The organism is Paraburkholderia sp. Tr-20389 (assembly GCF_017104565.1).
In the GTDB taxonomy this organism is placed as follows: domain Bacteria; phylum Pseudomonadota; class Gammaproteobacteria; order Burkholderiales; family Burkholderiaceae; genus Paraburkholderia.
Window position 1 is genome coordinate 180,417 of the sequence record NZ_JAAGPD010000016.1, and the last position, 10,205, is coordinate 190,621.

General features: G+C 65.4%; 7 protein-coding genes. 5 read left to right on the forward strand and 2 right to left on the reverse strand.

The annotated features are described in order from the left end of the window. Positions 1-32: 32 nt before the first annotated feature. On the forward strand, positions 33-1,748 hold the full coding sequence (locus G3N95_RS18175; protein ID WP_205971463.1) for a VRR-NUC domain-containing protein: 1,716 nt from the start codon (positions 33-35) through the stop codon (positions 1,746-1,748). After that, on the forward strand, positions 1,745-4,015 hold the full coding sequence (locus G3N95_RS18180; RefSeq protein ID WP_205971464.1) for an ATP-dependent DNA helicase: 2,271 nt from the start codon (positions 1,745-1,747) through the stop codon (positions 4,013-4,015). Before G3N95_RS18175 ends, G3N95_RS18180 begins: the two co-directional genes overlap by 4 nt. Before the next feature lie 19 nt (positions 4,016-4,034). On the opposite strand, the gene G3N95_RS18185 is transcribed toward G3N95_RS18180, so the two are convergent. Further along, the gene (locus tag G3N95_RS18185; protein WP_205971465.1) at positions 4,035-4,469 is read right to left on the reverse strand and encodes an Rrf2 family transcriptional regulator; all 435 of its coding nucleotides are present in this window, start codon (positions 4,467-4,469) and stop codon (positions 4,035-4,037) included. Positions 4,470-4,780: 311 nt separating this feature from the next. Between G3N95_RS18185 and hcp the strand changes: the two genes are divergently transcribed. The 3 genes from hcp to G3N95_RS18200 all read left to right on the forward strand — a co-directional run bounded on the left by hcp (position 4,781) and on the right by G3N95_RS18200 (position 8,117). After that, positions 4,781-6,442, forward strand: coding sequence for a hydroxylamine reductase (hcp, locus tag G3N95_RS18190; RefSeq protein ID WP_205971466.1), 1,662 nt, complete (start codon positions 4,781-4,783; stop codon positions 6,440-6,442). Positions 6,443-6,505: 63 nt separating this feature from the next. Next, positions 6,506-7,528 carry a 2Fe-2S iron-sulfur cluster binding domain-containing protein gene (locus G3N95_RS18195; RefSeq protein WP_205971467.1) on the forward strand — a complete coding sequence of 341 codons (1,023 nt, stop codon included), beginning with the start codon at positions 6,506-6,508 and terminating at the stop codon, positions 7,526-7,528. A 100-nt stretch (positions 7,529-7,628) separates the two neighbouring features. After that, positions 7,629-8,117 carry an SRPBCC family protein gene (locus G3N95_RS18200; protein ID WP_205971468.1) on the forward strand — a complete coding sequence of 163 codons (489 nt, stop codon included), beginning with the start codon at positions 7,629-7,631 and terminating at the stop codon, positions 8,115-8,117. A 27-nt stretch (positions 8,118-8,144) separates the two neighbouring features. Here the strand turns inward: G3N95_RS18200 and G3N95_RS18205 are convergent. Next, on the reverse strand, positions 8,145-10,205 hold a 2,061-nt coding region (locus G3N95_RS18205; RefSeq protein ID WP_205971469.1), incomplete at its 5' end, for a mechanosensitive ion channel domain-containing protein.

Here is a 10,205-nt window from a genome sequence, read left to right on the forward strand (position 1 = left end):
ATAAATATACAGCCTCCTGGTGTCCGATAGCCGTGCCGACCGACGCACCCGATCCGTTCTATTACCTGTCGAATTTCGAGCGCGCGCTCGCGTGGATCGCCGAGCGTTACGACGATCTGCTCGACGACGGCGAGCAGGCTTTTCTCGCTGCGTTTCTGCACGACGGCACGCGCCTGCCGAAAGCCTCGCGCGCGCTGCTGGTGCGCATGTTGATGCGCAAGGGCACGCTGTTTCGCACCGGGCGGCTCGCATATGCGGAGATCGGCTGTCCCGTGCAGGCGGCGGCGCCGCTTGCGGCGCTCGGCTGGGTCGATGACGATGCGGACGTGTCGCTCGACGAGTTGTTCGCGCTCGCGACGCGTCCCGAGCTTCAGCGCGCGTTTGCCGCAGCACCTGCGTTCAAGGGTTTGCGCAAGGCCGAATGGCTCGACGCGTTACGTGCGTCGGATCCCGCGCACGCGCAGCCGAAACGTTATCGCGAGTGGGATGCCGCAACAGCTGAAGCCGCGTTGCGCGTACGCGTCGCGCCCGTGTGCGAGCGCTTCCGTTTGATGTTCTTCGGCAATCTGCATCAGGACTGGTCCGAGTTCGTGCTCGCCGATCTCGGCGTGTTCCAGTACGAGCGCGTCGCGTTCGAGTCGTCGTCGCGGGCATTTCAGCAGCGCGAGGACGTGGACTGCTATCTGGCGCTGCACGCGTGCCGCGAGGCGCTCGAACTGTACGGCGACGAAGCCTTTGAGCCGCTGCTCGCAGCCGTCGATGCCATCGATACCCAGCACAATGCCTGGCTCGCCTTGCGCCGCGCGAAGCTGCTGTTCGCGATCGGACATCATGCGGAGCGGCGGCACGATTGGGACACGGCGTTGCGCGTCTATGAAGGTTGCACGTGGCCTGGCGCGCGGCATCGGCGCATGCGCGTGCTGGAGCGCGCCGGCCGCGACGAAGCGGCGCTCGCGTTGGCGCTGCACGCATCGGCCGATCCCGAAAGCGAAGAGGAACAGCAGCGTCTCGCGCGTATCTTGCCGCGCCTGCAACGGCGGCTCGGCGTTGCCGCACAAAAGTCGACGAGCGTGCGTGCCGCGCAACGCGGCATGCTGGAACTGCCGCGTCCGCTGGAACCCATCGCCGTCGAATATGCGGTGCGCGACCATCTGTCGTCCGATGACGCACCCGTGCATTACGTCGAAAACGCGCTGATCAATTCGCTGTTCGGTCTGCTGTGCTGGGAGCCCGTGTTCGCGGCTGTGCCGGGCGCGTTCTTTCACCCGTTCCAGCGCGGTCCCGCCGATCTTCACGCCCCCGACTTTCGCGCACGCCGCGCCGCGCAATTCGACGCGTGCTTCGCGCAACTGGAAAGCGGTGCCTATCGCGCAACGATCCTGCGCCACTTCGAAACCAAAGCCGGGCTGCAGTCGCCATTCGTGTTCTGGGGCATGCTCACGCCGGACCTGCTGACGCTCGCACTCGATTGCCTGCCCGCCGCGCATCTAAAGCTGTGGTTCGAGCGTCTGCTCGTCGATATTCGCGCGAACCGTTCGGGCTTGCCCGACCTGATCCGCTTCTGGCCGCACGAGCGGCGCTATGAACTGATCGAAGTGAAAGGGCCGGGCGATCGTCTGCAGGACAACCAGATCCGCTGGCTCGCGTACTGCGTGCAGCACGGCATGCCCGTGCGCGTGCTCGACGTCCGCTGGGCGGACAGCGTGGATGGCGCGCAGGTCGGCGAAGCTGATGCGGAGGCGGCATGACGTACGTCGTCGCCGTGCGCACGCTGTGCGAGTTCACCGCGCGGCGCGGCGATCTCGATCTGCGCTTCACGCCCGCGCCATCCGCGCTCGAAGGCATCGCCGGGCATCAGGCGGTGACGGCGCGCCGCGGGTCCGGCTATGAAGCGGAAATCACGCTGACGGGCACGCATCGCGGGCTGACCGTGCGGGGCCGCGCCGACGGCTACGATGCGGCGCTCAACCGGCTCGAAGAGATCAAGACGCATCGCGGCGACCTCGAACGGATGCCGGCGAATCACCGCGCGCTGCATTGGGCACAGGCGCTGGTGTACGGCCATCTGCTGTGCGAGACGCGCGGCCTCGACGCATTGACGGTCGCGCTCGTGTACTTCGATATCGGCGAGCAGAAGGAAACGGTGCTGACGGAACAGCACACGGCGGCATCGTTACGCGCGTTCTTCGAGGATCAGTGCGAGCGCTTCGTCGCGTGGGCCGCGCGCGAGGAAGCGCATCGCGCTGCGCGTAATGCCGCGCTCAATGCGCTGCGCTTTCCGTACGGCGAGTTTCGCAGCGGCCAGCGCGAACTTTCGGTGGCTGCGTTCCGTGCCGCGCGCGATGGGCGCTGTCTGATGGCGCAGGCGCCGACGGGCATCGGCAAGACGCTCGGGACGATCTTTCCACTGTTGAAGGCGTGCGGCGCGGATCATCTGGACCGCGTGTTCTTTCTGACGGCCAAGACGCCGGGGCGCGCGCTCGCCCTCGACGCGATCGAGTCGCTGCATCGTAGCGAAGCCGCGCTGCCGTTGCGCACGCTCGAACTCGTCGCGCGCGACAAGGCGTGCGAGCATCCCGACCAATCCTGCGACGGCGAATCGTGTCCGCTTGCGTGCGGCTTCTATGACCGTTTGCCCGCTGCACGCGACACGGCCTTGCAGGCGCGCACGCTCGATCGCGCCGCCGTGCGCGAAGCGGCGCTCGCGCATGGCATCTGCTCGTACTATCTCGCGCAGGAAATGGCGCGCTGGTGCGACGTCGTGATCGGCGACTACAACTACTACTTCGACAGCAGCGCGATGCTGTATGCGCTCACGCAGTTGAACGGCTGGCGCGTGGCCGTGCTCGCCGACGAAGCACACAATCTACCCGACCGCGCGCGTCGGATGTACAGCGCGGCGCTCGATCAGGCCGCGTTCCGTGGCGCGCGCCATACTGCGCCCGCTGCGCTGAAAAAGCCGTTCGACCGTTTGAATCGCGAATGGAATGCATTGAACCGCGAGCGCGACGCGGCGTATGAGGTGCTGACGGAAGTACCCGCGAAGCTGCAATCGGCGGTGCAGAACCTGATTGCGGCGATCGGCGACCAGCTTGCGGAAACGCCGCAATCCGTCGACGAAAACGCACTGCGCTTCTATTTCGACGCGCTGCATTTCATGTCGCTCGTCGAGCAGTTCGGCGATCATTCGATCGTCGACGTGACACTCGACTCGCATTCAGGCGCGGCGCGCGCGAAGCCCGCGACGTCGATCTGCGTGCGCAATGTCATTCCCGCGCCGTTCCTCAAGCCGCGCTACGCGGCCGCCCGCGCGACGATCGTCTTCTCGGGTACGCTCAGTCCGCAGCACTTCTATCGCGACATGCTCGGTCTGCCGGACGACACGGGCTGGGTCGATGTCGACGGACCGTTCAGGGCCGAGCAACTGGACGTGCGGGTCGCGCATCGCGTGTCGACGCGCTGGCGCGACCGCGAGCGCTCGCTTGAACCGATCGTCGATCTGATCGCACAACAATATGCCGAGCGTCCCGGTAACTATCTCGGCTTTCTGAGCAGCTTCGACTACTTGCAACGCGTCGCCGACTCGATGCGCGAGCGGCATCCGCACGTGCCCATCTGGACGCAGGCGCCGCGCATGGACGAAGCGGCGCGCGACGCGTTTCTCGCGCGGTTCGTAGCGGACGGTGCAGGTGTCGGCTTCGCCGTGTTGGGCGGCGCGTTTTCCGAGGGCGTCGATCTCGTCGGCGAAAGGTTGATCGGCGCGTTCATCGCGACGCTCGGCTTGCCGCAGATGAACGACGTCAACGAACAGATGCGCCGGACGTTCGATGCGCAGTTCGGCAACGGTTACGACTATGCGTATCTGTATCCGGGCATGCAGAAGGTCGTGCAGGCGGCGGGGCGCGTGATTCGCACCGAGCACGATGCGGGCGTGGTGCATCTGATCGACGACCGCTATACGCGCGCGGATGTCAGGCGGCTGTTGCCGCGCTGGTGGAGGGTGGGGCGGGCGTGAACGGGGCGCCCGCTTCATCTCAGGTCTGTTCGAGCAGCCGGGCCAGACGGTTGCGCTTCTGCGCGACATCCGCAAGCGTGTACTGATTGAGCACGCGATAAAACGCTTCCTGTGCGGCGTGAATCGCGGCGGGCAGCGTGCAGGCGGGCAGGATGCAGCACTTGCCGCCGTTCTTGTCCACGCATTCGATGAAGCGCTGATCGCCTTCCGTCGCACGGATCACATCGCCCAGGCGGATTTCGCCCGCTGGGCGCGCGAGCGTGAAGCCGCCGCCTCGTCCTCGCGCCGTGTCGAGCCAGCCCGCTTGCCCGAGGAACTGCACGACCTTCATCAAGTGGTTAAGCGAGATGCCATAAGCGTCCGCGACGCGGGAAACCGTGAGCCCATCTTCGGGCTCGATGGCCGCGAAAATCAGCACACGCAGTGCGTAATCAGAAAATGTGGTGAGCTTCACCGCTGCGTATCGCTTTCAGTTGACCGCGTGTGGCACGTGAGCAGGTGGTGGCGCGAGTTTGCCTGTCTGCCGTTGTGGATGGTTTCGCGCAATGTGCCAGGCGTGATGTATCGATCGCCAGGCGTTGCGAGCGGGCAGTATAGCCGCTCGATTCGCTGAAAAACGCATACAGGTAGCGCGAATTCGTATCCGGTGATTTATATCAAGACATGAGGATTCTGCGGCCGTGACCGTCTAAATGCGCAAGTAATATGCATCTTATGCAGTCGGGAATGCATCTGACTTGTCAAACGGTTGAAACGGAGAAAAACGTGTTCTGTTATCAGTGTGAGCAAACGGACCGCACGGGCGCGCAGCCAGGCTGTGCATCGGCGAAGGGCAATTGCGGCAAGGATGCAACGACGGCGGATCTGCAGGATCTGCTCGTGCATGCCGTCAAGGGAATCGCACAGTGCAACGCGATGTTGCGTACAGCCGGTCAGGCGGATCGCGAGGCCGACCGCTTCATGCTGCATGCGATGTTCACGACGCTGACCAACGTGAATTTCAATGCGAGCCGCTTCGTCGCGTTGCTCAAGGAAGCCGCGGAGCTTCGCGACCGGCTCGAGGCGAAGTGCGAGGCGCATGTCGGTGAAGAGGCGCTTCAACTGAAGGCGGGTCCCGCCGCGTGGCAACCCGCCGCCGATCTCGCCGGTCTGCTGGCACAGGCGCAAAGCGTCGGTATCAACGCGGGCATCGACAGCGTGGGCGCCGACGTGGTTGGCTTGCGCGCGCTGATCGTCTATGGCCTGAAGGGCGTGTGCGCGTATGCGCATCACGCGCAGGTGCTGGGCAAGGAGAGCGACGAGGTCTACGCGGGCGTCGAAGCCGCGCTCGTGTTTCTCGCTCAAGATCCCGCCGATGTGTCCGCATTGCTCGGACATGCGCTCAAGCTCGGCGAGTTGAACCTCAAGGTCATGGAACTGCTCGACGAAGCCAACACGGGCCGCTTCGGCGCGCAGCAGCCGGGCGCGGTACGCGTCACGCCCGTGGCGGGCAAGGCGATTCTCGTGTCGGGGCACGACTTCGGCGATCTGCATGCATTGCTTGAGCAGACGGCGGGCACGGGCATCCAGATCTACACGCACGGTGAAATGCTGCCGGCGCATGCGTATCCGAAGCTCAAGGCGTACCCGCATCTTGCCGGCAACTATGGCGGCGCGTGGCAGGACCAGCAGACCGATTTCGCCCATTTCCCCGGTCCGATTTTGATGACGTCCAACTGCCTGATCGAACCTGCTCCGCAGTATCGGCAGCGCATCTTCACGACGGGGCCGGTCGGCTGGCCGGGTGTGCGGCATCTGCAGAATCACGACTTCGCGGTGCTCATTCAGGCGGCCAAGGCATTGCCCGGATTCAAGGAAACAGCCGAAGAAAAGACCATCACGGTCGGCTTCGGACGTCATGCGGTGCTCGGTGTGGCGGACAAGGTCATCGAAGCCGTGAAGGCCGGCGCAATCCGTCATTTCTTCCTGATCGGCGGATGTGACGGCGCGGCGCCGGGGCGCAACTACTACACGGATTTCGCCGTGCAGGCGCCGGACGATACCGTCGTGATGACGCTCGGCTGCAACAAGTACCGCTTCAATCAGCACGACTTCGGCGACATCGGCGGCATTCCGCGTCTGCTCGATATCGGTCAGTGCAACGACACCTATTCGGCCATCCAGATCGCCGTTGCGCTGGCGGATGCTTTCGAATGCGGCGTCAACGATCTGCCGCTGTCGCTGGTCGTGTCGTGGTTCGAACAGAAGGCGGCGGCCGTGTTGCTGACACTGCTGGCGCTCGGCATCAGGAATATCCGCCTCGGACCCACGCTTCCCGCGTTCCTGACGCCCAACATCCTCAACATCCTCGTCGAGCAGTTCGGCATCCAGCCGATCGGCGACGCGAGCGCCGACATCGCGGCAGCGCTCGCGCGCAAGGCTGCCTGACGTTCATCCGTTGTCACAGACTGCCGGGCGCCTTCGTGCGCCCGGCTCTTCATCGACTCATCCATGACCTATCACATCGAGCTCACCACCCGTGACAACGGGCATTTCAGCTTCGACTGCGCGCCCGATCAGGATCTGCTGACGGCCGCCGCAAACGCGAGCCTCACATTGCCGTCGCAGTGCAGGAAGGGGAGTTGCGGCGCGTGCAGCGCGACCGTCACGCACGGTCGATACGAAGCGAAAGAACACAACGCGGACGTACTGCCTGCCGGCGAGGGCGCCGTGCTGATGTGCAGCACGACGCCGCGCAGTGATCTGCGTATCGCGCTGCCCTACGACGAGGCGAGAGTGCTGCTGCATTCGGTGCCGCGCCGTTCGACGTCGATCGTTGCGCTCGAGACGATTGCGCGGAACACCCTGCGTCTGGAGTTGCAGATCGAACCCGATGCCGACGGAGGCTGCGCCGCCGAGTTCGAGCCAGGCCAGTTCATGGAGATCGAAATTCCCGGCAGCGACGACAGGCGGCCCTTCTCGCTGGCGAACACGAGCAACTGGGATGGGCGGCTCGAGTTTCTGATCAGGCTGCAGCCGGGCGGCCGCTTTTCGAGCTATCTGCGCGAACGGGCCAAGCCTGGCGACACGTTGACGGTGCAAGGTCCGGCAGGCGCGTTCGGCATACGCGACGACAGTCTGCGCGAGCGCTGGTTCGTCGCGGGCGGCACGGGTGTGGCGCCGATCCTGTCGATGCTGCGCAGGATGGCCGAGTTCCAGGAAGCGCAACCCGCGCGGCTCTTTTTCGGCGTGACCGGCGAAGACGAACTGTTCGTGCAGGATGAACTCGATTCGCTGACGGCGCAGTTGCCTCAATTGAAAGTCGAGTTGTGCGTATGGAAGGCGCAGCCGGATTGGACAGGTTTCCACGGCACGCCGACGGACGCGCTGCGCGCGGCATTGGCGAGTGCGGGTGTACAGCCGGACCTCTATGTGTGCGGACCTTCCGCACTGGTCAGCGAGACGCAGAAGATCATCGCCGAATTCGGGATTCCGGCTACGCAGTTCGAAACCGAACGGTTTACGTCGGCGTAGGCGCGTGCTCGAACCGTTTGACGTAAGCGAGCCCAAAAAACTATAAAGAGGTAAGCGGCTTCCTCGCGTGCCGCGTCGGCACACGAACGGGAGACACGCCGTGCAACCGAGCGAATACCGCTTCACGACGATCTGGCGCGTCGACGCGCCGTTGCAGGCCGTGTGGGACGCGATCCACGATCCCGCCCGCTGGCCGCAATGGTGGGCATGCGTCGAGCGCGTGATCGAAGTGGAGCCGGGCGCGAGCGACGGCGTCGGCGCGTTGCACCGCTATACATGGAAAGGCCGCTTGCCGTACCGCGTCGCGTTCGACATGCGCGTGACGCGCATCGAGCCGCTCGCGGTGCTGGAAGGCGAAGCGTGCGGCGATGTCGAGGGCACGGGGCGCTGGCAGTTCTCGACGCGCGGCGAGGTGACGGTCGTGCGCTACGAGTGGCGCGTGCGCACGAAGCGCGGCTGGATGAACCTCGTTGCGCCGCTCGCGCGTCCGTTCTTCAAATGGAACCACGACTACGTGATGCAGCAGGGCGGCGAAGCGCTTGCCGGTCTGCTCGATGCGCGGCTGCTGGGCATCGAGCATTCGTCGTGATCGATTGCGGCATGCGCGCTTCCATGCTCAGTGCCGCGCGGTCTTCGACGAAGGCCTTTCCCTTTGTGCGTCTTCTTGCGCATTCGCCGGACGCGGCGGCCCTTCGAGTTCGTCGTCGTTCGAATTCGGGGCCGAGCCGCTGCCCGCCGGATTCGACGAGATCAGCATGCTGCGCTGCGGATTCGCGATCTCGATGCCCTTCGCGCGGAACGTATCGAAGATGCGCCGGTTGAATTCGCGCTGCACGCCCCAGCGCGCGGTGTCGCGGCATTGAATCTGGCCCGCGAGCGTGACGGATGCGCCGTCGACGGCATCGACGCCCCAGAAGCTGAAGTCCGACAGGATGCCGTTCCTGAACTGATCGTCCTCGCGCAGCGCCGCGCCGATTTCCTTGAGCGAGGCGATGGCGAGATCGACGTCCTGGCCATACGCGATGCTGACCCTGACGGCAGCATTGCCGAGTCCGCGGTTGGTGTTGTTCACGGTCGAAACGGAACTGAACGGCACGGTGAACAGCGAGCCATCGCCGCCGCGCAGGCGCACGGTGCGGATCGACAGATATTCGACCGTGCCCGAGACGCCCGCGAGCGTCACCCAGTCGCCGACCTGCATCGCGTTTTCCATCAGCAGGAAGATGCCCGTGATGAAGTCCTGCACGAGCTTTTGCGAGCCGAAGCCGAGCGCGACGCCGAAGATGCTCGCGCTCGCGAGCAGCGGCGCCGTGTTCACGCCAAGTTCGCTCAGGCCCGTCAGCACGACCACCAGCGCAATCACGACGAACAGGGCGGTGCGCAGCATCGGCACCAGCGTGCGCAGGCGCGCGGCGCGCACCAGGTCGCCGCTCTTGGTCCACTGCGCGAGGCGCTTTTCGACCGACACGTTCGCGACTTCCCACACCACCAGCGCGATCGCGGCCGCCACGCAGATCGTGACCACAGCCGACGTGAGCCGGTGGCCGATCGCACCGGGTTCGAAGAATTGCCACACGTCGATGCCCCACACCTGCAGCAGCACGAGTGCGCAGACCACGACCATGAGCGTCGAGACGACACGCCGGACCAGCGGATAGTAGCGGTACGCATGCTGATGGACCAGCGAGCGGTTCTCGTCGCTGTCTTCGGCGCGGAACAGCCGGCCGAGCGCGCCGAACAGCACGATCGACACGACCCGCGCGGCCAGCAGCACGGCGAGCGACAGGCCGCCCAGATGCAGCAATGTGCGGTAGCCGTTGTGCACGTCGAGCGCCCACACGAACCACAACGCCATGACGACGAACACGGCTACCCACGCCCATATGTCGATGAGGCCGTGCGCGAGGATCGTCACGGGGCGCGAGGTGTCGCTCGACGTGTCGCCCGTGCGCTCGCGCAGCAGCGCCGAGATCGGCGCGCGGCACTGCAGGATCATGGTCGACACCATCACGTGACCGACCAGCGCGAGCAGCTTGACGAGCGGCAGGTGTGCCGCGTCGCTCAGGCCAAGCGCAGTGGCGATCTGGATCAGCGCGCCGCCCACGCCGATCACGCTGACCACGCGGATCACCCAGCGCTGCATGAAGAGGGCCCAGCTATCGGGCAGCCGCAACAGACGCAGCCCGGGCGCATCCGGTTGCAGGAAAAAGCCCGCGGCGATCACGATCGCGCGGCAGATCACGTACAGGTCGATGAGACCGTTGAGCGCCGCGTCCTGAACCGTGCCGTCGTCCGTGAAGAACGACATCAGCGCGCTCGCGGCGGCGACGAACACCACCAGCGGCAGCATCCGCACGAACAGTTGCAGCGCCGCACTCGGCAGACGCTGCAGCGTGGTCCAGTGATGTTGTGCCTGACGCTTGTTGCGCGCTTCCTTCTGCTGGTCATCGGGGCCGTCGGACTTCGAGGCGGCGGCGCCGGAGGCAGCCGATGAGGCAGGCGGCGTCGACATCGACACTGCTGCCTGTGCCGCGGCGGCATCCGGATGAACGGCGGCATCGGCGGCCGCTTCGCGCGCCTTGTCGCGTGCTTCCCGCGCTTCGCGGCGCGCGATGATCGCGGCACGCGCGCGGCGCAGCAGCCGACGCGCCAGCCATTCGAGCGCGATGGCGGGCAG

Excerpts from the sequence above, each read along its gene's own strand:
- G3N95_RS18180 (WP_205971464.1), top strand. The coding sequence starts at position 1,745 with ATGACGTACGTCGTCGCCGTGCGCACGCTGTGCGAGTTCACCGCGCGG.
- G3N95_RS18195 (WP_205971467.1), top strand. The coding sequence starts at position 6,506 with ATGACCTATCACATCGAGCTCACCACCCGTGACAACGGGCATTTCAGC.